General features: G+C 64.3%; 21 protein-coding genes. 20 read left to right on the top strand and 1 reads right to left on the bottom strand.

From position 1 onward, the window contains the following. Positions 1–158: 158 nt before the first annotated feature. The 17 genes from VGN93_RS10435 (at position 159) to VGN93_RS10515 (ending at position 16,536) form a co-directional block, all read left to right on the top strand. Positions 159–974, top strand: coding sequence for a transporter substrate-binding domain-containing protein (locus tag VGN93_RS10435; protein WP_413818640.1), 816 nt, complete (start codon positions 159–161; stop codon positions 972–974). A gap of 78 nt (positions 975–1,052) precedes the next feature. Next, positions 1,053–1,826: an amino acid ABC transporter ATP-binding protein gene (locus tag VGN93_RS10440; RefSeq protein WP_327507590.1), complete on the top strand. Its 774-nt coding sequence runs from the start codon at positions 1,053–1,055 to the stop codon at positions 1,824–1,826. A gap of 6 nt (positions 1,827–1,832) precedes the next feature. Then, entirely contained in the window at positions 1,833–2,495 is a 663-nt protein-coding gene (locus VGN93_RS10445) for an amino acid ABC transporter permease (RefSeq protein WP_319316634.1), read from the top strand. Positions 2,496–2,503: 8 nt separating this feature from the next. Then, on the top strand, positions 2,504–3,172 hold the full coding sequence (locus tag VGN93_RS10450; RefSeq protein ID WP_319316637.1) for an amino acid ABC transporter permease: 669 nt from the start codon (positions 2,504–2,506) through the stop codon (positions 3,170–3,172). 23 nt (positions 3,173–3,195) lie between these two features. Further along, on the top strand, positions 3,196–3,543 hold the full coding sequence (locus VGN93_RS10455) for a RidA family protein (RefSeq protein WP_319316641.1): 348 nt from the start codon (positions 3,196–3,198) through the stop codon (positions 3,541–3,543). Positions 3,544–3,812: 269 nt separating this feature from the next. Beyond that, positions 3,813–4,046 carry a hypothetical protein gene (locus VGN93_RS31285; RefSeq protein ID WP_414714084.1) on the top strand — a complete coding sequence of 78 codons (234 nt, stop codon included), beginning with the start codon at positions 3,813–3,815 and terminating at the stop codon, positions 4,044–4,046. A 103-nt stretch (positions 4,047–4,149) separates the two neighbouring features. Then, positions 4,150–4,839: a GntR family transcriptional regulator gene (locus VGN93_RS10465; RefSeq protein WP_327507456.1), complete on the top strand. Its 690-nt coding sequence runs from the start codon at positions 4,150–4,152 to the stop codon at positions 4,837–4,839. Further along, a complete protein-coding gene (locus VGN93_RS10470; protein WP_327507457.1) occupies positions 4,836–5,828 on the top strand; it encodes a proline racemase family protein in 993 nt (330 codons plus the stop codon). Before VGN93_RS10465 ends, VGN93_RS10470 begins: the two co-directional genes overlap by 4 nt. 42 nt (positions 5,829–5,870) lie before the next feature. Beyond that, a complete protein-coding gene (locus tag VGN93_RS10475) occupies positions 5,871–6,710 on the top strand; it encodes a transporter substrate-binding domain-containing protein (RefSeq protein WP_327507458.1) in 840 nt (279 codons plus the stop codon). Between the two features lie 82 nt (positions 6,711–6,792). Further along, positions 6,793–7,455 (top strand): amino acid ABC transporter permease, encoded by a 663-nt coding sequence (locus tag VGN93_RS10480; RefSeq protein ID WP_319316653.1) that lies wholly within the window; start codon positions 6,793–6,795, stop codon positions 7,453–7,455. Further along, on the top strand, positions 7,452–8,264 hold the full coding sequence (locus VGN93_RS10485) for an amino acid ABC transporter ATP-binding protein (RefSeq protein ID WP_327507459.1): 813 nt from the start codon (positions 7,452–7,454) through the stop codon (positions 8,262–8,264). Before VGN93_RS10480 ends, VGN93_RS10485 begins: the two co-directional genes overlap by 4 nt. Before the next feature lie 115 nt (positions 8,265–8,379). Further along, on the top strand, positions 8,380–9,858 hold the full coding sequence (locus VGN93_RS10490; protein WP_327507460.1) for an aldehyde dehydrogenase family protein: 1,479 nt from the start codon (positions 8,380–8,382) through the stop codon (positions 9,856–9,858). Positions 9,859–9,869: 11 nt separating this feature from the next. Continuing rightward, positions 9,870–11,561: a GMC family oxidoreductase gene (locus VGN93_RS10495; protein WP_327507461.1), complete on the top strand. Its 1,692-nt coding sequence runs from the start codon at positions 9,870–9,872 to the stop codon at positions 11,559–11,561. 24 nt (positions 11,562–11,585) lie between these two features. Then, positions 11,586–12,368 (top strand): HpcH/HpaI aldolase family protein, encoded by a 783-nt coding sequence (locus tag VGN93_RS10500; protein WP_327507462.1) that lies wholly within the window; start codon positions 11,586–11,588, stop codon positions 12,366–12,368. A gap of 24 nt (positions 12,369–12,392) precedes the next feature. Next, positions 12,393–13,652 carry an NAD(P)/FAD-dependent oxidoreductase gene (locus VGN93_RS10505; protein ID WP_327507463.1) on the top strand — a complete coding sequence of 420 codons (1,260 nt, stop codon included), beginning with the start codon at positions 12,393–12,395 and terminating at the stop codon, positions 13,650–13,652. Positions 13,653–13,699: 47 nt separating this feature from the next. Next, entirely contained in the window at positions 13,700–15,133 is a 1,434-nt protein-coding gene (locus VGN93_RS10510; protein WP_327507464.1) for an NAD-dependent succinate-semialdehyde dehydrogenase, read from the top strand. 23 nt (positions 15,134–15,156) lie between these two features. Continuing rightward, positions 15,157–16,536, top strand: a complete 1,380-nt coding sequence (locus tag VGN93_RS10515) for an NAD(P)-dependent oxidoreductase (RefSeq protein ID WP_414714077.1) — start codon at positions 15,157–15,159, stop codon at positions 16,534–16,536. 24 nt (positions 16,537–16,560) lie between these two features. Here the strand turns inward: VGN93_RS10515 and VGN93_RS10520 are convergent, their stop codons facing one another. Continuing rightward, positions 16,561–17,958, bottom strand: coding sequence for a PLP-dependent aminotransferase family protein (locus VGN93_RS10520; RefSeq protein ID WP_327507465.1), 1,398 nt, complete (start codon positions 17,956–17,958; stop codon positions 16,561–16,563). A gap of 117 nt (positions 17,959–18,075) precedes the next feature. Here VGN93_RS10520 and VGN93_RS10525 point away from each other — a divergent pair, with 117 nt between their 5' ends. Genes VGN93_RS10525 through VGN93_RS10535 form a run of 3 tightly spaced genes read left to right on the top strand, consistent with a single transcriptional unit; the run spans position 18,076 to position 21,464 of the window. Beyond that, positions 18,076–19,395 (top strand): hydroxymethylglutaryl-CoA reductase, degradative, encoded by a 1,320-nt coding sequence (locus VGN93_RS10525; protein WP_327507466.1) that lies wholly within the window; start codon positions 18,076–18,078, stop codon positions 19,393–19,395. Between the two features lie 5 nt (positions 19,396–19,400). Then, positions 19,401–20,414, top strand: a complete 1,014-nt coding sequence (locus VGN93_RS10530) for an ABC transporter permease (protein ID WP_327507467.1) — start codon at positions 19,401–19,403, stop codon at positions 20,412–20,414. 33 nt (positions 20,415–20,447) lie between these two features. Then, a complete protein-coding gene (locus VGN93_RS10535) occupies positions 20,448–21,464 on the top strand; it encodes a sugar ABC transporter substrate-binding protein (RefSeq protein WP_327507468.1) in 1,017 nt (338 codons plus the stop codon). Positions 21,465–21,472 lie beyond the last annotated feature (8 nt).

Consider the following 21,472-nt stretch of genomic DNA (forward strand, 5'->3'; position numbering starts at 1 on the left):
CATCCCCTGTCCGTCAAGGGATAACCAAGCAACATCATGTTTTCAGGGCTCGCAAAAAAATCTCAAAATCCCGTTTGACATTGTCGACATTAAAGCGACAATATGCGTGTCGTTACCAACCGGAACGTCAGTTTCCGGAGACCTCAGAGGAGAGCGAGATGAAATTTCTGAAGACGATGGCATGGGCTGCCGTGGGTGGTCTGATGGTTTTGACGGCGGGTCAGGCCGTCGCGCAGGATGCCGGCTTCTGGCAGAAGGTCCAAAGCCGCGGCACGCTTCGCTGCGGCGCTGCGGTTGCACCACCACACGTCATGCGCGATCCTGCGACAGGCGAATTCAGCGGTCTCTTCATCGATCTCTGCAAGGAGATTGCCGAAGTCGTCGGCGTGAAGCCCGAGATCATCGACACGAGCTGGGACAATATCGTCGCCGGCCTTCAGGCGGACCGCTGGGATCTCTCGCTGGCCCTGAACCGCACGCCGAAGCGCGCACTGGCCATCGCGTTTACGGACAGCGCCTGGGAATACCAGGTCTCGATTGTCCATAACAAGGCGAACCCGAAGATCGAAGCCGGCTGGAAGAGCCTTGCCGATTTCGACAAGCCGGGCATCACGATCGCGATCATGTCGGGCACGGCGCAGGAACAGATCCTCTCCACCCAGATCAAGAGCGCCACGCTGCTTCGGCTGCCCGACAATGACGCCACGCGTCTCGCATTGATGTCGCGCCGCGCCGACATTCTCGTCGACGATGCGGACAGCAACCTGCTCTTCACCACCAAGAACGGAGAGGACTGGTCGACCGTCCTTCCGGAGCCGGCCATCGCCAAGCAGGGCGTCGGCATCGGTCTGCAGCGCAACGTCACGAGCGCGGATCTCGCCGTGATCAACCTGCTCTTTGCCGAGAAGATCGCCAAGGACGAAATCAACGCGAGCATCGACAAATACGTCAGGCAGTTGCTTGCGCAGAACTGAGCGCAGGCGTTTCATGCCGCACCATCCCCGTGCGCGTCGCGGGGATGGCACAGGAAACTGCGACGAATGGTGAGTTCCATGGATAGCCGGCAGGGTTTCATCGAGGTCAGCGACCTCAGAAAGAGCTACGGCGACGGCCACGTCCCGGTCATCAAGGGGCTCTCGCTCTCGATGACGAACCGGGATCGCGTGGTGGTGATCGGTCCGAGTGGCGGCGGCAAGAGCACGCTTCTCAGATGTGTCATGGGTCTCGAACAGATCGACGGCGGCAGCGTCAGCCTCGAAGGCAAGGCCTATGTGAAGAAGGCGGAGGGCGCGAGGGCGACGTCGATCGACACCGCCGTCCGTTCGTCGATCGGCATGGTCTTCCAGAGCTATACGCTTTTTCCCCATCTCACCGTGATGCAGAACCTCACCCTCGCCCCGGTCAAGAGCCGCGGCGTGCCGAAAGCGAAAGCGACCGAGCGCGCCGAGGCATTGCTCGACCGTTTCGGCCTGAAGGCCAAGACAGGCGAATATCCCAACCGTCTCTCCGGCGGCCAGAAGCAACGTGTCGCAATCGCGCGGGCCCTGATGCTCGATCCGAAGCTCATGCTCTTCGACGAGGTGACCTCAGCCCTTGATCCCGAACTCGTGTCGGAAGTCGAGCAGATGATCATCGGCCTTGCCGACAATGGCCTGCCGATGATGATCGTGACCCACGACATGTGGTTCGCGCGCCGCGTCGCGACCCGCATCGTCTTCTGCGCCGATGGCGTGATCCAGGAGGACGCGTCGCCAACGGACCTGTTCGAGAACCCAAAGAACCAGCGCACCCGTGATTTCATCGAGAACGTCCTCCATGCGCGGTGACGTCTGATGCAGGATCTCGATTTCTTCTTCGCGTTCGCCTCCGCCCCGCAATTGCTGGAAGGCCTGAAGGTGACACTCTGGCTGACGCTCTGGTCGAACGTGATCGGGCTCGCCTGCGGCTTCCTGCTCGCCATGGTGGGCGTCTCGCCGATCCGGCCGCTGCGATGGCTTTACACCTGTTATATCGAGGTCTTTCGTTGCACGCCGATCCTGTTGCAGATCGTCTGGTTCTTCTTCTGCGTGCCGATCCTCTTCAACGTCTACTGGTCCGGCGAATTCCTCGGCCTGCTGATCCTCGGCCTCAACCTGACCGCCTTCAATGCCGAAGCCTATCGCGCCAGCATCCAGGCAATTCCGCCGGCGCATCATGATGCGGCGGTGGCGCTCGGGCTCGGCTGGCGGGTGACGGCGTTCAACGTCGTCATGCCCCAGGCGGCACGCAATGCCATGCCGGTACTCGTCACCAATGCGATCGGTGCTTTCCAGCAGAGCGCGCTCGTCGCGCTCGTCGGTGTCGCGGACCTGATGTATCAGGGCAAGCTGCTCTCCACGCAGACCTACCGGCCGATCGAGGCCTATACCAGCGTCGCCGTCATCTACCTCGTCATCTCCGTCGTCTTCGGCCAGCTCGCCGGAATGATCGAGCGGCGCAACGCGCTTTACCGGTAGGACCAGAGATGCCCGGCTTCGATATCACCTTCGTCGCGACATATTGGCAGGCCCTGCTGACGGGCCTCGGCCTGACGCTGCGCTTCACCGCGATCTGCATCGTCAGCGGCACGCTGCTCGGCCTCCTCCTCGCCCTCCTCTCCCAGTCGAAGAATGCCGCCCTGCGCGCACTGGTGCGGGCCTATGTAGAGCTCATCCGCGGTGTTCCCGTGTTGATCCTGCTGTTCTGGATCTTCTTCTGCCTGCCCGTCGTCACGGGCCTGGAAATCGGCAATTTCGCCTCCTCGGTGCTGGCGCTCACCCTCTTCATGGGCGCTGCGACCTGCGAATCCTTCCGCGCCGCGCTCAATGCGATACCGCACGACCAGCACGACGCCTGCACGGCGCTCGGCCTCACCAACCGCTCCCGGCTCCTCGACGTGATCGTCCCCTTGACGGTGATGCGCGCCATCCCGAACCTGCTCTCGAACACGGTGGCCCTCTTCAAGGAGAGTTCGCTCGCCTCGGCCGTCGGCACGGTCGAGCTCATGTATATCGGCCAGAACATCGCCAACGCGACCGCCCGGCCGATCGAAGTGCTCACGGTCGTCGGCATCCTCTATTTCCTCGTCGGCTTCGCGCTGACCCGCCTGGTTTCGGTCGCCGAGCGCAGCGTGCTTGCGCGCCTTGCCGCCTGAACCCATCCAACGGAGTTTACCGCATGATCACGCGCGCCCACACCAATGCCCGCATGAGCCAGATCACCACGTTCCAGAACCTCGTCTTCCTTGCGGGTCAGGTCGGTGACCCGGGCGATGACATCGTCACACAGACGCGCGACACGCTCGCCAAGATCGATGCGCTGCTCGCCGAAGCGGGCTCGTCAAAGGCGCATATCCTGAGAGCCGAGATCTGGCTTGACGACATGCGCGATTTCGCCGCCATGAATGAGGTATGGGAAGCCTGGGTTCCGCAGGGCCAGGCGCCGGCGCGTGCGTCTGGCGAGGTTCGCGTCGGAAGGCCTGGGCTGAAGGTGGAGATCCTGATTACGGCTGCCAAGCAAGTTTGAGTCGACGTAGAGCACTTCCGCTGGACTCCGGTTCACCGGAAGTGCTCCAGGCTTCTGTTTATGCCGCATTATCCGACGCCGAAGCGATGCCGCTTCCGCTGGAAATGCTCTCGCTGTGCAGTCCCGGACTGTGATGGTGCATCATCGATCCTGAGTCCTTCTGGGAAGTATTCTTCACGGCAGCGCCCGCACGACGCCGTGTCTCCGAGCCGAACCCCAAGCGTCGCAGAAAGCACCCGGTCCCTGGCCGCCCGCTATGAGGTGGCCAAATGGCGCGAGCGGACCGCGATGGCCGAGGAAGCCATCGTCAATCTTTCCGACAGAAGACGCTGCTGCCACTGGATGACGTGCTGGCTGTTTGCGCGATACCATCCCCAACCTCAGTCGCAGTGCGCTACACCCTACCATCCCTGGACGATGGCCAGGCCGAGCGGATGAACCGAACGATCAAGGATGCCACCGTCAAGGCCTACTCCCATGACGATTTGGAAAGCCTGGATTAAATGTTGAGAGGGAGCGAATTCGATTGCAAAAATGTCAGGCGGAAATCGCAACGTTTCGGAGAGAGGGACTTGCATTGTATACAGAGTACAGTATGGTGAACACATGAACATGAGCACCGCGCAATATAGGCTTTCGGCAGGAATCGCCGATAACCTCGTCGCCATCCTCGAGGAAGCGATCGTCTTTCTCGAGCTGCGGCCAAACGAACGGCTGACCGAGGAGGAAGTCGCCGAACGCTATGGCGTCAGTCGCTCCCCGGTGCGCGACGCCCTGCGATCCCTCGAACGCGAGGGCCTCGTCATGCGCGAAGCGCGCAAGGGCATATGGGTCACGCCGATGTCGTTAAGGGATTTCGACGAGGTCTACACCTGCCGTATCGCGCTCGAAGCCATCGCGGCCGAGCAAGCGGCACGCTCAACCAATACGGCGTTAAAGGACCGGTTATGGCAGGTGCTCGACGATATGAAGCAAGCGCGAGAGGCAGGCGATGCGCGGCTCTTCTTCAAGCATGACGTGCAAGGTTCCGAGCTGATCTACGAGATGGCCGACAATGTCACACTTCGTAGGCTGCTCAGGGGTCTGGAGAAGCAGGCCCTGCGCTACCGCTACCATCTTTACCAGCGCAACCGCGATGTCGTGGATCTCTCGTTCAACGACACGACCCGGGTTTTCCGGGCCATCGTCGACGGCGATGCGGAACAATCCCACGCGCTCGAGCGGGACCTGATCGAACGCATCTGGAGCGAAGCCCGCGACGTGATCCGCGTCGACTTCGGGGACGGACGCAAATGATCGACCTCGAGGCGGCGTTCCCCTATATCGATACCCATACCGCGGGTCATCCCACGCGCGCCATACTGGGCGGCATTCCGCCGCTTCAGGGGCGCAGCGTTCGGGAGAAACGCGAGGATTTCGAACGCCGCTTCGATCATCTCCGCGCCGCCTTGCTGCATGAACCGCGCGGCCATGCAGCGATGGTCGGACTCATTCCGGTGGCATCCGAGGTGGCGGATTTCGGTGCGATATTCGTGTCATCCTATGTCTATCTCGGCATGTGCGGCCACGGAACGATCGGCTTTGCCAAGACGCTCGCCTTCACGGGCGCGATCTCGCCGGAAACCGGCACCAGCTTCACGCTGGAAACGCCGGCCGGCGTGGTCGACGTCCAGCTGGAATGGGACGCGGACGGCAAGCTCGACGCCGTCTCGCTGAAGAACGTTCCCGCCCATATGGGCATCGAGGCGCTGGAGGTGGATGTTCCGGGGCTGGGCACGATCCGCACCGACATCCTCTACTCCGGGATGTGGTATGCGATGGTCGACGCCGACGCGCTTGGCCTTGCCCTCACGCCCGAGAACGCCTCCGCCGGCCTTGCGCTCGGCTGGAAGATCAAGGAGGCCATCGCGAAAGCGACGGACGGACGACCCGAGATGCAGGGCCTTCCCGCCCCCTCGGTCCTGTTTCACAGCGACCAGGGACGGGGCGCTGCGCGCCAGTTCCTCGTCCTCGCCTCCAACAAGTTTGACCGTTCGCCCTGCGGCACCGGAACCTGCGCCCGCATGGCACAGCTTCTGATCCGCGGCGAACTGTCAGAGGCCGAAACCTATCGCGCCGAAAACATATTCGGTGTGCCCTTCACTGCAACACTTGCCGAAAAGAGCGAAGTGAACGGCACGACAGGCTACGCCATCATCGTCCGGGGAGCGGCTCATGTCGTCTCCCAGGGCACGCTCTACCTCGAAAAGGGTGATCCGCTTTCCGGGGGGTTCTTGAGCCGGTGACAAGGCCGGGCTCATTCGTCTAACAAATCAGGGAGAATTGAAATGTCATTTTTTGGAAAGATCCTCCGGGCCTGCGCCCTGGGGGCGGCGGTAGCTATTGCCGCATGGAACCCGGCAGTCGCGCAGGAAAACCCGTCGGCCGTGATCGATCAGATCCGCGCGAGCGGCGAGCTGAAGATCCCCGTCATGATCGGCGAGGAGCCCGGCTATATCAAGGATCCGGCCACCGGTGCCTGGAGCGGCTTCTATGTCGACTTCCTGACGGATGTCGCCAACGAACTCGGCGTGAAGATCACGCCGGTCGAAACCACCTGGGGCAACCTTGCGGCCGACTTCCAGTCGAACAAGATCGATGTCGCCATCGGCGTGAATCCGAACCCGAAGCGCGGCCTCGTTATCGACTATCTCTGGGAACCGATCTTCACCGATGCCTGGGGCGTCTTCGCGCCGAAGGGCAAGCCGGTCGCCACCTGGGCGGAACTGAACGCGCCCGAAAAGACCGTCGTCGTGCAGAAGGGCTCGACCATGCAGATCGTGGCCGAGGCACTGCTGCCCAAGGCCAAGATCACGGTGGTCGAGGATCGCAACCTTGCGATCATGGAACTTCAGGCCGGCCGTGCGGATGCGATGGTCCAGTCCATTTTCGACGCCCTGCAGATCGCCAAGCAGGTTGGCGGCGAGGTCTCGGTGCCCGAGCCCATGCTGCGCAATCCCGCGACGCTGGCCGTCGCCCGCAAGCCGGGCAATGCGGGCTTCATCAACTTCCTGACCAACTGGATCCAGCAGCAGCGTTCGCTGGGCCTGGCACAGGGCCGTCTCGCGAAGGCCTGGGAAGACCGCGGCATCGACCTGTCGATCCTGCCTGCCAACTTCAGCTTCTGATCCGCCTTTGGGCCGGCCAGGCCTTTGACCGGCCGGCCCTTCAATCCCGCTCCCGCATGTTGGTCAAACCATCCCAGGAGTCATGCACTTGTTCGATCTTTCCGTCATCATTCAGAACTGGCCGTTGTTCTGGAACGGGCTCCTGGTCACGCTGTTCTACTCGGCGATCTCCATTGCCGCCGGCCTCGTTATCGGGTTGGTCATCGGCCTGATCCAGCTTACGGGTTCCCGCGCGCTGTCCATCCTCGGTCGGGTCTATGTCGAGATATTCCGCAACATTCCCCTCCTGGTGATCCTGCTGTGGATCTACTATGCCTTCCCCATCTTCGCCGGGCTGGCCGTCACCAAGTTCTGGGCCGGTTTCGCGGGCCTCAGCCTTTATGCCGGCGCCTTCTATGCCGAGATCCTGCGTGCCGGCGTGCAGTCGATCGACAAGGGCCAGACCGACGCCTCGACCGCGCTCGGCATGACCTACGGCCAGCGCATGCGCCGGATAATCCTGCCGCAGGCCTTCCGCCGCATGATTCCGCCGCTAGCCGGCCAGTCCATCATCCAGATCAAGAACACCACGCTCATGTCGATGATCACCGTGCCCGACCTGCTCTACCAGGCGAGCTATGTCAGCTCCTTCACCTACCGGCCCATGGAAGTCTACACCATGGTCGGCGTCATGTTCCTCGTCCTGCTGGTGCCGCTGACATTCCTGTCGCGCAAGCTTGAAACCATCTCGGAGCGCGTCAAATGAGCAAGTCCGACCCGCTTCTGAAAATCGAGGGACTGCGGCTGACATTCAGCCAGCGCGAGGTGCTGAAGGGTGTCGACCTTTCCGTGGAGAAGGGCGAGGTCGTGGTGCTGATCGGCGCGTCCGGCTCGGGCAAGACCTCGCTCTTGCGCTGCATCAACCTGCTCAACATGCCCTCAGCCGGCCGGATCACCATCGGCGGCGAGGCGATCTACGACGCCGATCCGGCCGCACGCGACGGCAATGCCGTGCCGACGAAGACGGTGAACCGGATCCGCTCGCAGACCGGCATGGTGTTCCAGCAGTTCAACCTGTTCCCACACATGACCGCGCTCGGGAACGTCATGGAAGGGCCGGTCACCGTCAAGAAGGCCGACCCGGCGACGATCCGCAAGGAGGCGCTCGACCTGCTCGCGCAGATGGGGCTGCAGGACCATGTCGGCAAGCATCCGCGCCAGCTCTCGGGCGGCCAGCAGCAGCGCGTCGCCATCGCGCGGGCCTGCGCCATGCATCCGCAGGTCATGCTCTTCGACGAGCCGACCTCGGCGCTCGATCCCGAACTGGTCGGCGAGGTGATGAAGGCGATGGTCGATCTCGCCAAGACCGGCATGACCATGGTCATCGTCACCCACGAGCTCGGTTTTGCCTTCGAGATCGCCGACCGGGTGGTCTTCCTCGACCACGGCACGATCGCCGAGGACGGCCCGCCGAAGGACGTGCTGCTGCGTCCGACGCATCCCAGACTGAAAAGCTTCGTCGGCCGCTTCCACGAGACCGCCGATCTGCTGCGCCCCTTCCTGGAAGGCGGCTGATCCCGAACGATCCGGCGGGCCATTGCCCGCCTGACCCGCAATCCGCGCGTCGGCCCCACCCCGAAGCCGACCGGCTCGCTGCGTCCTGGCGCAGGCAAGACACGAAGGAAATCCCATGTCCCTCAGTTTCAATCCCGATACCGTCACCGTCCCCTCCGGCCATCATATCGGCGGACGTTTCGTCGACCTGCCGGGCGAGGAGATCGCCGTGCTGCGCCCCTCGGACGCGCAGCCGATGCGGCCGATCACCGATGGCGGACAGGCCGCCGTCGACATGGCGGTCGCAGCCGCAAAATCGGCGCTCGCCGCGTCCGGCTGGGCCCGGATGAACCCGCGTGACCGGGCGAAGGCCCTCTTCCGCTTCGCGGAACGGATCGAGGAGAAGGCGGAATATCTCGGCCGGCTGGAAGCCATGGGGTCGAGCCGCCTGGTAGCGGGCACGATCACCGGCGACGCGGTGCGCACCGCCGGCGTCGTGCGCTACTTCGCCGAATATTGCGACAAGCTCGAGGGCATCGTCACGGCGACCAAGGGCGACACGCTGAGCTATACCAGGCGCGAACCTTACGGCATCGCCGGCGCGATCGTGCCGTGGAACTTCCCGATGATCACGGCGGCGTGGAAATTCGCCCCCGCGCTGGCCGCCGGCAACGCCGTGGTGATGAAGACGTCTGAACTGACGCCGCACAGCCTGCTGGCGCTCGCCGAATGTGCCGCCGAGGCCGGACTGCCGGGCGGCCTCATCAACGTGGTGAACGGCTGGGGCCACACGACGGGTGCGGCGATCGTTGCCCATCCCGAGATCGGCATCGTCTCCTTCACCGGCTCGACCGCCACGGGTGCTGCGGTCATGTCGCTCGCCGCGCAGTCGGGCATCAAGCCCGTCGTGCTGGAACTCGGCGGCAAGAGCCCGCAGATCGTCACCCGCAATCCCGGCGACATGGATGCCGTGGCGACCCGCGTCGCCAACGGCTTCATGGTCAATGCCGGCCAGGTCTGCACGCTCGCCTCGCGGCTGATCGTCGACAGCACCATCGCCGACGAGCTGATCGACCGCGTGCTCGCCAAGACGAAGGCGATCAAGGCCGGCCCGACCTGGGACGAGACCACCACCTTCGCCCCCGTCATCTCGGCAAAGCAGTTCGAGCGCACCGACGCGCTGGTGCAGGAGACGGTGAAGCAGGGCGCAGAGGTGCTGACCGGCGCAACGCGGCTGGAAGGCCCGAACGAAGGCAATTTCTACGCCCCGACGGTGCTTGCCAGCGTTTCGCGCGACAATATCGGTTTCAGCGACGAATATTTCGGCCCCGTCATGTCGGTGACGACCTATGACGAGATCGAGCAGGCCATCGCCGAGGCGCAGCATCCCACCTACGGCCTCTCGGCCTCCGTCCATACGCAGGACCTGAAGCTCGCGCTGAAGGTCGCCGACGCCGTCGAGGCCGGCATGGTCTGGGTCAACCAGCATGGACGCGACCCCGAATTCACCTATGCCGCGGGCGGCTGGAAGGGCTCCGGCTTCGGCAAGGACATGGGCCGCGCCGGCATCGAGGAATTCACGCGGCAGAAGGCCGTGTGGATCAATTATCTCTGAGGACACCCCAAATGATCTACGACTACGTCATCGTGGGAGGCGGGTCGGCAGGCGCGGCGCTTGCGGGCCGCCTGTCCGAAAACCCCTCCAAGCAGGTGGCGCTGCTGGAAGCCGGGCCGGACACGCCGCCCGACAATGTGCCGGATGTGATTTCGGACAGCTATCCGGGCCTCTCCTACTTCGATCCGAAGTACCACTGGTCGAAGCTCAGGGTCTATGCTCGCAACCCGCGCTCCAATTCGGAGGTCATTCCGCCCACCCGCCTCGAACAGGCCCGGGTCATGGGTGGCGGATCGTCGATCAACGGCCAGTTCGCCGTGCGCGGCCTTCCTGCCGACTACGACGAATGGCAGGCGGTGGGCGTTTCGGGCTGGAGCTGGGAGGACATGCTTCCCTATTTCAGGAAACTCGAGCGCGATCTCGATTTCGACGGCCCGCTGCACGGCAAGGACGGCCCGATGCCGATCCGGCGCGTCTTCCCCAAGGACTGGGCGGGCTTCACCCGTTCAGTGCTGGCGGTGACCGAGAAGGACGCCCCCTACGGGGAGGACTACAACGCCTCCTTCGATGAAGGTTCCTTTCCCCTGCCGCTCGCCAACGAAAACGACCACCGCGTCTCCACCGCGCTCGGTTACCTCACCCGCCAGGCCCGCGCGCGCAAGAACCTGCACATCTTCGCCGATACGCAGGTCGAAGCGCTGGAGATCGACGGCAAGCGCATCACCGGCGTCCACGCCCATACCGGGGACCGTCCGCCGGAACTCTGGCGGGCGCGCGAGGTCATCCTCTGCTCGGGCGCGCTGCACACACCGCCGATCCTGCTTCGCGCCGGCATCGGCCCTGCGGCGGATCTGCGTGCGCTCGGCATCCCGGTCGTGGCCGACCTGCCGGGCGTCGGCGCCAACCTGATGGACCATCCGCACCTGTCCGTCGGCGCGCATTTCAAACGCTCCGCCCGGCTGAAGCGCGGCCAGCGCCGGCACATCTTCCTCGGCGTGCGCTATTCCTCCGGCTACGAGGGATGTTCGCCGTCGGACATGCTGCTGATGCCTGTGAACCGCGCCGGATGGCACCCGCTCGGCAAGGCGATGGGCGCGTTGAACGTCTGCGTGAACAAATCCTACTCGCGCGGCACCGTCAGCCTGAAGACCGCCGACTGGCGCGACGAACCCGAGGTGAACCTCAATCTTGCCGGCGACGAACGCGACCTGATGCGGCTCGTCGACGGTTTCGAGCGCATCTACCGCATCATGGAGGACCCACGCGTGCAGGCCCATGTCAACACATGGTTCCTCGCCGGCTATACGGAGGAGGCGCGCTCGCTTTCGGTCCGCAAGCTGTCGAACTATGTCAAGACCGGCGCGGCGGCGCTGCTGTTCGACTATGCGCCCTTCTTCCGCGAAACGCTCCTGCGCCACAAGTTCGGCACCACCGAGCGGATGCACCACATGATGCAGAACCGCGACCTGATCGTCGATTGGGCGAAAAAGGCGGTCTGGTCTGGGTGGCACGTCTCCTGCAGCTGCCGGATGGGCGGCGACGACGACCCGATGGCCGTGCTCGACAACCGGTGCCGGGTGCGCGGCGTCGAGGGGCTGCGCGTGGTCGATGCCTCCGCCATGCCTTCGGTCATCGCCGCCAACACCAACATCACCACGATCGCCATGGCCGAGAAGGCCGCCGATCTCATCCTCAACTCCTGAACCAGATTCGAAAAGGAAACCGAAATGCGTGAGAACAAGGTCAAGACCCTTTGGTCCAAGGGCGAATGCGCCGTCACCGGCTGGTTGGCGATCCCGTCCGGCCTTTCCGCCGAGATGATGGCCCAGCAGGACGTCGACGCCGTCACGGTCGACATGCAGCACGGCTGCGCCGACTATTCCGACATGCTGTCGATGTTGCAGGCGATCTCCACCACCGACAGGACGCCCTTCGTGCGCGTGCCGTGGAACGATCCGGCGATCATCGGCCGCGTGCTGGATGCCGGCGCCTATGGCGTGATCGTGCCGATGGTCAACACCGGCGCCGAATGCCGCGCCTTCGTCGAGGCATGCCGCTACTATCCCGAGGGCGGCCGTTCGGTCGGCCCGATCCGCGCCGGCCTTTATGGCGGGGCGGACTATTTCGCCAATGCCAACAAGACGGTCATCACCATGGCGATGATCGAGCACAAGGAAGGCGTCGCCAACCTTGACGAGATCCTCGCGACGCCGGGTCTCGATTCGATCTTCGTCGGTCCGTCCGACCTCGCCGTCTCCATGGGCCACACGCCCGGCTTCGACCCGAAGTGGGACGATGTGAACGAAACGATCGCCATGATCGCCGAGCGCTGCATCAAGGCCGGCGTCGTGCCGGGCATCCATGTCGGCTCGGTCGAGTACGGCCAGAAGATGCGTGACCTCGGCTACAAGTTCATCGCCTATCTCTCGGACTTCCGCATGCTGCAGATCGCCTATGCCCGCGCGCTTCCGGCCTTCCGCGCCGGCAAGCCCGAGCCGAACGTGCCCTGAGGCGGAAAGAACGGAGCCGGGACAATGGCTGGATCGCATAGCGGCGGAAAAGTGATCGTCATCGGCGCGGGCATCATCGGTGTCTGCGCCGCCAACGCCCTCGTGGACGAAGGCTTTTCGGTCGAGGTCATAGACCCTGTCGAGCCCGGCAGTCCCGGGCAGTGCTCCTACGGCAATGCCGGGGGGCTCTCGCCGGGGTCGTGCATTCCCAACTCCATGCCCGGTATCGCCGCGCAGGTGCCGGGCATGCTGCTCGATCCGGACGGGCCGATCGGGCTGCGCCTGCTCGACCTTCCCCATGCCCTGCCCTGGCTCCTGCGCTTCCTTTCCAATTCGCGCCTCTCGCGCGTGAAGCGGATATCTGACGCGATGATCGCGCTCAATCGGTTGACACTTTTCTGCTACGAGCCGCTGGTGAAGGAAGCGGGCTGCGAGGACCTTATCCTCCATCGCGGCCAGCTCTTCGCCTACGAGAACCCGAACGGACCGGCGGGCAGTGCGCTTTCCATCGCCTTGCGCCGCGAGCGCGGCGTCAAGGTCGATATCCTCGACGCCCGCCAGATGCGTGAGCTGGAGCCGGCGATCTCCCCCGCCTACACCGCCGGCGTCTTCCTGCCCGAACAGGGCCAATGCCCCAATCCGGGCCGGCTGGTCGCCGCCATTGCAAGGCTCGCGGCCGACAAGGGCGCGATGTTTACCCGCCAGAGCGTGCGCGCACTCGTGCTCGAACACGGCCTCGTGAAGGGTGTCGCGACCGAGGCCGGCGTGACCCCCGCCGACAAGGTGGTGATTGCCGCCGGGGCGTTTTCCGCGCCCTTCGCTAGACAGGTCGGCGTGCGCGTGCCGCTGATCAGCGAGCGCGGCTATCACATCATGCTGCCCAACGCCGACACCGGCCTGAAGGTCAATGTCAACGCCGCCGAGCGCAAGTTCGTCGCCGCGCCGATGGAGGGAGGCCTGCGCCTCTCCGGCACGGTGGAGTTCGCACGGCCGGAAGCCGCGCCGAACTGGCGGCGGGCCGACATCCTCGTCCGCCAAGCCGCTCATATGTTCCCCGACGCCGATCTCAGCAGCGTCGAGCGCTGGATGGGCAACCGTCCCGGCACCCCCGACAGCATTCCGGTGATCGAGACCGCACCGCGCCATGCCAACGTCATTCTCGCCTTCGGCCACGGCCATCAAGGGCTGATGGGCGGGTCGGTGACCGGCCGCCTGGTGGCGGAGCTCGCGGCCGGCCGGCCGACTTCGATCGACATTTCGCATTTCCGTTCGTCCCGGTTCTGATCGGACGCATGTGACAACCCGGCCGAGGTGCCGGAAAGGAGAAACCGATGTATGAAGAAACAATCGACCTCTTGATCGACGGCGTGTTCCGCAAGGGCAGCGGAGGCAAGAGCCAGCCGCTGGTCAACCCCGCGACGGGCGAGGAGATCGCGACCGTACCGCACGCCTCCACCGCCGATCTCGACGCCGCGCTCGCCGCCGCCCAACGGGCTTTCGGCCCCTGGAAGGCGTTGCCGGCGATCAACCGTTACAAGATCATGATGAAGGCCGCCGACCTGATCGACGAGCGGCTGGAGACCATTGCCCGCGTGCTGACCATGGAGAACGGCAAGCCGCTCGCCGAAGCGAAGGGCGAGGTCGCCTTCTCGGCCGAGGCGACGCGCTGGTATGCCGAGGAAGGCAAGCGCGCCTATGGACGCATCGTGCCCGGCCGCGTGCCCGGCCAGCGCCAGATGGTCTACAAGGAGCCGGTGGGCGTGGTCGTCGCCTTCGCCGCCTGGAACTTCCCGGCCTCGAACGTCATCCGCAAGATCTCCGGCGCGCTCGGCGCCGGTTGCTCGATCATCCTGAAGACCGCCGAGGAGACCCCCGGCACGGCCGTGGCCTTCGCCCGGTGTTTCCAGGACGCCGGCCTGCCCAAGGGCGTGCTGAACCTCGTCTTCGGCGTGCCGGACGAGGTGTCGAGCCATCTCATCGCCTCGCCGATCCCCAAGAAGGTTTCTCTGACCGGATCGACCCCCATCGGCAAGCTTCTGCAGAAGCGCGCTGCCGACACCCTGAAGCGCACGACCATGGAACTCGGCGGCCACGCGCCCGTGCTGGTCTTCGCCGATGCCGACGTGGATCACGCGGTCGCGACGCTTGCCGCCGCCAAATTCCGCAATGCCGGGCAGGTCTGCACCTCGCCTACCCGCTTCTTCGTGCATGAAAGCATCCTCGAAGCCTTTGCCGCCGGCATGGCCGCGAAGGCCGCCTCGCTGAAGCTCGGCGACGGGCTCGATCCTGAAACACAGATGGGGCCGATGATCGCGCCGCGCCGCTGCGACGCCATCCAGTCGCTGGTGGACGACGCCGTCGGCAAGGGCGCCCGTCTGCTGACCGGCGGTCATCGCATCGACCGGGCGGGCAGCTTCTACGCCCCGACCGTGCTGTCCCACGTGCCGGAGAATGCCCGCATCATGTCGGAGGAGCCCTTCGGCCCCGTCGCTTCCATCGTGTCGTTCTCGACCTTCGCGGAAGTGATCGCGCGGGCGAACGCCCTGCCTTACGGCCTCGCCTCCTTCGTCTTCACCAAGGACGGCGCGACGGCGCGTGATGCGGAAATGGCGCTCGAGGCCGGCCTTGTCGGCGTCAACCACACCATGATCTCCACCCCCGAGACGCCGTTCGGCGGCGTCAACGAGTCCGGTTTCGGTTCCGAAAGCGGCATCGAGGGGCTGGAGGCGTTCCAGCGCACCAAGTTCGTCTCCGAACTGTTCTGACATCGCAGCGAGGCCCAGCAAAGATGACCGACAAGACCACGCCGAAGATCCTGATCGTCGACCTGGTGGGCCTCGCCCCCGGACCGGACGGCCGTCCCGACCATTCCGCCGTCAAGGCTCATGTCGAGGCCCGCGGCGGCGCCTTCCACGAAGGCTCCGCACGCGGTCTGCCCGCCCCGGAAGCCGGACGCCCGCATTTCTACTATCTGCCCATGCTGTCCACCGAGGCGGAACTTCTGGCCGAGGCCGGGGATGGCCTCTATGACGCGGTGATTGCGGCGGCCACCTTCCTCCCGAAGGACACCCGTTTCGATCTCGGCGGCGTGCGGATCGGTGCCGGGACGGGCAATATGGGCTCCGCCAGCTGGGGCGGCGGTGACGGACGGGGCGGCATCGCCCCCCTGATGAACACGCCGGGCATCAACGCGCGCGCCACCGCGCAGATGGTCATGAAGGCGCTGCTGCGCGTTCGGCCCGATCTGCCGGTCGACGAGATGAACGCCCTGGTGGCGGCCGGTCGCTTCGATACCGGTCGCGATCTCGTGCGCTTCCAGACAGCCAAGCTGGAAGGCCAGGTCTTCGGGGTGATCGGCTACGGCAATATAGGGCGGGAAGTGGCGAAGCTCGCACGCGCCTTCGGCATGACGGTGCGTATCCATGCCCGTCCCCGCCATCGCGCCTGGATCGAAAGCGAGGGGTTCCACTATGCCGCCACGCCGGGTGAGGCCGCGCGCGGCGCCGACGTGCTTTCCGTGCATATCGGCCTCGGCCCGCTCGGTGCGGACGGCTACGCAAATGCCGGTCTCGTCGGCGAGGAGGTGCTGTCGGCGCTCGCCACGGGCGCGATCGTGATCAATTACGATCGCGGCGAACTGATCGATGTTCCCGCACTTTCTGCGGCGCTTTCGTCGGGACGCGTTTCCCACGCCGCCATCGACGCGGACCTTTTCCAGGACCCGGCGCAGGGCACCCTGTCGGGCCCGATGGTCCCCTATCTGTCGCTCCTGCCGGCGCACGCGGCAAAACTGTCGCTCCTGCCGCATGCGGCCGCCGATACCGATCACCCGACCCGCGTTTCGGGCGCAATTCAGGCCGTGGACCAGATCCTCGACGCGATCGAGCAGCGCATCACGCGCAATCTGAAGGGCGATTTGCCCGCGGGATATCGCGACGCAGGCGTCGTTAGACCGGACGGTCTTAACCAGGCCCGGCTGGAAGCTCTTCGTGCAGATGCCGGTCGGGTTGAAGCACTTCGCACTGCAGCGAATGCCTTCCTCTCGGCGCTCGACCAATTGGTGGACGCAGGAGCTGCCTTGGCTGGCGAGCAAATACTACTCGAAAGCAACCTGCTGACCACAATGTTGCGCAGAGAATGCCTGGAGGGCCCTTACCAGCGTTCGTGACATCACCATGTCGGCTGCTTGATCTTAAAGCTTGCGGAGGAGAAATTCGTAAAACTTGGCATCCTCGGCGCGAGAGACATTGATACGAATCCCCCTCGCGAGCGGGCTCTGCTTGTCGACACAGAAAACGCTGCCCGGAGCGATGAAAATACTCTCCTTCGCCCCCGCGCGGGCAAGATCGATATCGCTCACGCCGGCCGGAAGCATCAGATACTGGTAATAGCCTCCGATCGTGTCGGAAAAGGTCCGCCAGCCGGCCTGGTGCAGCCAGCCCTGTACGCTAAACGACGCCGCCTCGATACGCTGCCACAAGCGCTTCAGGTGACGCTCATAGTGCCCGTCCGCCATCAGCCGGTGAAGCAGCCGCTCGACATGGCCGGAACTGTTGACGGTGGTGAGCATCTTCAGCTCCGCCAGCGCCGCGATCCGGTCCCGGCGCGCGACGATGAAACCCGATCGCAGGCTTGCGGACAGCGTTTTCGCGAACGTGCCGACAGAGATGACATTGTTCAATTGGTCGAGCGTCGCCAACCTGTTCGCCGACACCAGCGGGAGATCCGCAAAGGGATCGTCCTCCACGACGGTCAGGTTGTGCCTACCTGCTGCCGTCAGGATCGCATGCGCGACAGGCAGCGTGGTAGACCCTCCGGTCGGGTTGTGTCCCAGCGACTGGGTGAAGAACAGTTTTGGCCGTTCTGCCGCGAGTTTGGCAGTGAAATCTGTGATGTCGGGCCCGTCCGGCGTGCGGCGCACGCCCACCATCTTCACCTGTGCCAGCGCAAGCTTGGCAAACAGCGGATAGTAGCCGGGATCATCGACGAGCACGGTGTCGCCCGCGGAGAGCATGCCCCGGATGACCAGATCGAGAGCGTGGTTCGCGCCGAAGGTCATCAGGACATTGTCCTCGCGGGCCTCTATCTGCTGAGCAGCGAGCCGCCGCACGATCTGCTGGCGCAACGGCAGGAAGCCGAGCGCCGAACCATAGGCATCGGTATCCGCCGGAAGCGCCCGGCCATAGGAGCCGAGATGCCGCTTGATTTCGGACTGCTCGGTCCAGGACGCCGGCGGGCGGCCGTCGCCGACGCGGATCTGGAAACTCTGCTCCAGCTGAGCACTCAGCAGCGAGGCGATGTCGACTGCTTCGGCCACATGCCTCGGGCGCTGACCGCCGTCGGCCTCCGGCGCATGGACGACGACGAAACCGGAACCCTTGCGGGCAGCGACAAGCCCGGCGGCGACCAGACGGTCATAGGCCTCCACGACAGTGTTCTTGGAAACGCCCATCGCGTCTGCAGCCTTGCGGATGGACAAAAGGCGGCTACCGGCCGGGAGGGCTCCGGATATGATCTCCTCGCGCAGCCGTTCCACAACCGACTCTGCCAGGGTGCCTCCCCTGGAGCCCACACCATCAATGGCCGTCACGGCATCCTCCAATGGGTACAGTTAAAGACAATTTTCTAAAACTGTACCTTTTCATCACGGTAGCAAAATGGCCATAAACCTTTCAAGAGGATTTTGAATTTCGCATGGGAGGCGGCCTTGGCCGACGTGAACAGGGGTGCATCGCGCCCGTCCATCAACTCGCGCCTGGAAAACATGCGCAACCTTTCGCCCGCCGAGCGACTGGCGAAGGTTGCCGACGCGGTATCGCTGACCGATGCGGACAAAAACGTCTTCAGCCATGCCGGACTTCCCCTCGCACTCGCCAACGGCATGATCGAGAACGTCATCGGCACGTTCGAACTGCCGATCGGCATCGCCACCAACTTCACCGTCAACGGCCGCGACTACCTCGTTCCCATGGCAGTGGAGGAACCCTCCGTCGTCGCCGCAGCCTCCTACATGGCGCGCATCGCCCGCAAGTGCGGTGGCTTCCAGACATCGAGCACCGGGCCGATCATGCGCGCCCAGGTGCAGGTGCTGGAGGTTCCGGACCCGTATGGCGCAAGGGCAAGAGTGCTGCGCGAACGCGAAGCGATCATGGCCGCGGCGAACGCCCGCGACAAGGTGCTCATCTCGCTCGGCGGCGGCTGCCGCGACATCGAGGTGCACGTCTTCGAGGATACGCTCGTCGGCCCGATGATCGCCGTGCACCTTCTCGTCGACGTGCGCGACGCCATGGGAGCCAACACGGTCAACACCATGGCGGAGACGGTGGCGCCGCTCATCGAGACCATCACGGGCGGCGTCGTGCGCCTCCGTATCCTGTCCAACTATGCCGATCTCCGGTTGGCGCGCGCCATGGTGTCGCTGACGCCGGACGCGCTGAAGACCGAGGACTATTCCGGCGAACGCATCGCCCGCGGCATCGTCGAGGCCTGCGCCTTCGCCCTCGTCGATCCCTATCGCGCGGCCACCCACAACAAGGGCATCATGAACGGCATCGACCCGGTCGTGGTCGCCACCGGCAACGACTGGCGGGCCATCGAGGCCGGCGCCCATGTCTGGGCGGCCCGTTCGGGACGCTACACGTCGCTCACCCGATGGGAGATGGACGGAAACGGCAATCTCGTCGGCACGCTGGAAATGCCGATGGCGCTCGGCCTCGTCGGCGGCGCGACGAAAACCCATCCCGCCGCCCGCGCTGCGCTGAAGATCCTCGGCGTTGAAACCGCGCAGGAACTGGCGGAAGTCACCGTCGCCGTCGGCCTTGCTCAGAACATGGCGGCCCTTCGCGCGCTGGCAACCGAAGGTATACAGAAAGGCCATATGGCGCTGCATGCACGCAACATCGCCATCGTGGCGGGTGCGGCCGGCGACGAGATAGAAACGGTCGCCGCAGCCCTTGCAGCCAACCATGACGTGCGTGTCGACCGCGCCAAGGAAGTGCTGGATGCGCTCCGCAACAGCAAGAACTGAAACCGATGAACACACAAGTCACCCGTGACGAAGCCCGACCACCGCTCCGACTGCGCCTCCTGCGCAGCCAGGAAGGCATCGTCTTCGTACTGGCGCTTCTCGCCTTCGTACTCTTTTCTGTGCTGCTGCCGAGCTTCCTCAGCCCCGGCAACCTGCTGGTGCTCGTGCGCAGCGTCTCGATCCTCGGCATCCTCGCGCTCGGCATGGCCATGGTGGTCATCGCACGCGGCATCGATGTGTCGATGATCGCAATCATGGTCGTTTCGGTGTCCTGGGCCTTCGTCATCACGCGGGCCGGCTATCCCTTCGAACTCGCGCTGCTGATCGGCGCCGCCTTCGCGATTTTCGCCGGCGTCCTCATCGGCGCACTGATCGCCTTCGGCGACGTGCCGCCGATCTTCGCGACGCTTGCAGCGGGCTCCGTCATCTACGGCACCGGCCGCACCTTCTTCTTCACGCTGGAAATGCAGAACGTTCCGCCGGATACCGACTGGTTCAGCGTGATCGGCCAGGGCAGCGTGCTCGGCATCCCGGTCACGATCATCGCCTTCGCGATCCTCTGCGCGCTCTTTCATGTCCTTTTGACCTACACGCGCTTCGGCTGGCTGATCTACGCGATGGGCAACAACCCGAACGCCGCGCGCGTCACCGGCGTGCCTTTCCGGCCCATGGTGGTCGCGCAATATGCGATCAGCGCCTTCGTCGCCTACATCGCCGGCCTGATCCTGTCGTCTTCGGCCGCCGCCATCAATGCCCGGCTTTTCAACTCGACGATGATCTACGACATCCTGCTCGTCGTCGTGCTGGGCGGCATCGGCCTCAACGGCGGCCACGGCAGCGTTCGCAACGTCATCCTCGGCACCGTTTTCGTCGGCATCCTGCTCAACGGCATGACCATCATGAACGTCGACTACACGATCCAGAACCTCGTCAAAGGCGTTGTTCTGCTGCTTGCGATCGTCGCCGACTCCATCGTCAATCCACGCGACGAACAGACGTCGCAACAGGGAGACCTGTAAGTCACTCGAACGTGTTCGAACTGGGAGGAGAACATGAAAACTGCATTCCTGAAGACAATCGCATTCGCAACCGCCATTCTGGCCACCGGCATCTCGTCGTCGACAGCGCAGGACAAGGGCCTCGAAAACCCGCGCAGCACGAGCTTTCACACCGTGCTGAAGGACAAGAAGGTCGCCTTCGTGCCGCTCTCCATGGGCTTCGACCTCACCGAGGGCTGGGCCGCGCAGATGCGCAAGCAGGCCGACCGCCTGGGCTACCAGTTCGAGATCCGCGACCCGGCCTGGAGCACGGATGCCGGCACCAAGGCGATCCAGTCGCTGATATCGGAAAAGCCCGACCTGATGGTCATCCACAACCCGGATATCCAGTCCTACGCCCGCCTCCTGAAGCAGGCCCAGGCAGCCGGCATCAAGATCGTCCAGATCAACCTCGAATCCAACACCACGACCGATTCCTATGTCGGCGCGGACTGGACCGAGATCGGCCGCAAGGCCGCCGAGGCGGTCGTCGAGAAGTGCGATGCCGGCAAGGGCATCTCCACCAAGGTCGCGATCGATACCGGCGTGCCGACTGCCGCCTCCGACGTGTTCCAGCTCGACGGCATCTACAAGGTGCTGGATGCGCATCCGGACATCCAGGTCGTCTCCCAGCAGGCCACCGAATACAATCCCGAAAAGGCCCGTTCGATCATGGCGACGGTGCTCCAGCAGCATCCGGACCTGTGCGGCGCCATCGGCATCTGGGACAACCAGGACACCGGCACGGCCTCGGCGATCAAGGAAGCGGGCAAGAGCGACCAGGTCTTCCTCGTCACCTCGGGCGGCGGCAACCGGGTCGGCTGCGAAAACGTCGAGAAAGGCCTTTTCAACCTCTACATCAGCTACAACGTTCCCTTGCAGGGCGATCTTTTGAATCAGGAAATCGTCCGCCTGCTGACGTCGGAAAACCCGGCCGGCGAAACCAAGACGATGTACTTCAATCCGCTCACCCTGATCACCAAGGCCAACGTCAACCAGCGCAATTGCTGGACGCTGGAAGAACTGAACTGAGGCGATCC

Origin of the sequence: Shinella sp., from assembly GCF_035998705.1 — a bacterium.
Classification (GTDB): Bacteria; Pseudomonadota; Alphaproteobacteria; order Rhizobiales; family Rhizobiaceae; genus Shinella.

Excerpts from the sequence above, each read along its gene's own strand:
- VGN93_RS10440 (WP_327507590.1), top strand. The coding sequence starts at position 1,053 with ATGGATAGCCGGCAGGGTTTCATCGAGGTCAGCGACCTCAGAAAGAGC.
- VGN93_RS10505 (WP_327507463.1), top strand. The coding sequence starts at position 12,393 with ATGGCTGGATCGCATAGCGGCGGAAAAGTGATCGTCATCGGCGCGGGC.
- VGN93_RS10500 (WP_327507462.1), top strand. The coding sequence starts at position 11,586 with ATGCGTGAGAACAAGGTCAAGACCCTTTGGTCCAAGGGCGAATGCGCC.
- VGN93_RS10450 (WP_319316637.1), top strand. The coding sequence starts at position 2,504 with ATGCCCGGCTTCGATATCACCTTCGTCGCGACATATTGGCAGGCCCTG.
- VGN93_RS10465 (WP_327507456.1), top strand. The coding sequence starts at position 4,150 with ATGAACATGAGCACCGCGCAATATAGGCTTTCGGCAGGAATCGCCGAT.
- VGN93_RS10485 (WP_327507459.1), top strand. The coding sequence starts at position 7,452 with ATGAGCAAGTCCGACCCGCTTCTGAAAATCGAGGGACTGCGGCTGACA.
- VGN93_RS10495 (WP_327507461.1), top strand. The coding sequence starts at position 9,870 with ATGATCTACGACTACGTCATCGTGGGAGGCGGGTCGGCAGGCGCGGCG.
- VGN93_RS31285 (WP_414714084.1), top strand. The coding sequence starts at position 3,813 with ATGGCGCGAGCGGACCGCGATGGCCGAGGAAGCCATCGTCAATCTTTC.
- VGN93_RS10515 (WP_414714077.1), top strand. The coding sequence starts at position 15,157 with ATGACCGACAAGACCACGCCGAAGATCCTGATCGTCGACCTGGTGGGC.
- VGN93_RS10535 (WP_327507468.1), top strand. The coding sequence starts at position 20,448 with ATGAAAACTGCATTCCTGAAGACAATCGCATTCGCAACCGCCATTCTG.
- VGN93_RS10530 (WP_327507467.1), top strand. The coding sequence starts at position 19,401 with ATGAACACACAAGTCACCCGTGACGAAGCCCGACCACCGCTCCGACTG.
- VGN93_RS10435 (WP_413818640.1), top strand. The coding sequence starts at position 159 with ATGAAATTTCTGAAGACGATGGCATGGGCTGCCGTGGGTGGTCTGATG.
- VGN93_RS10490 (WP_327507460.1), top strand. The coding sequence starts at position 8,380 with ATGTCCCTCAGTTTCAATCCCGATACCGTCACCGTCCCCTCCGGCCAT.
- VGN93_RS10480 (WP_319316653.1), top strand. The coding sequence starts at position 6,793 with ATGCACTTGTTCGATCTTTCCGTCATCATTCAGAACTGGCCGTTGTTC.
- VGN93_RS10470 (WP_327507457.1), top strand. The coding sequence starts at position 4,836 with ATGATCGACCTCGAGGCGGCGTTCCCCTATATCGATACCCATACCGCG.
- VGN93_RS10445 (WP_319316634.1), top strand. The coding sequence starts at position 1,833 with ATGCAGGATCTCGATTTCTTCTTCGCGTTCGCCTCCGCCCCGCAATTG.
- VGN93_RS10475 (WP_327507458.1), top strand. The coding sequence starts at position 5,871 with ATGTCATTTTTTGGAAAGATCCTCCGGGCCTGCGCCCTGGGGGCGGCG.
- VGN93_RS10455 (WP_319316641.1), top strand. The coding sequence starts at position 3,196 with ATGATCACGCGCGCCCACACCAATGCCCGCATGAGCCAGATCACCACG.
- VGN93_RS10510 (WP_327507464.1), top strand. The coding sequence starts at position 13,700 with ATGTATGAAGAAACAATCGACCTCTTGATCGACGGCGTGTTCCGCAAG.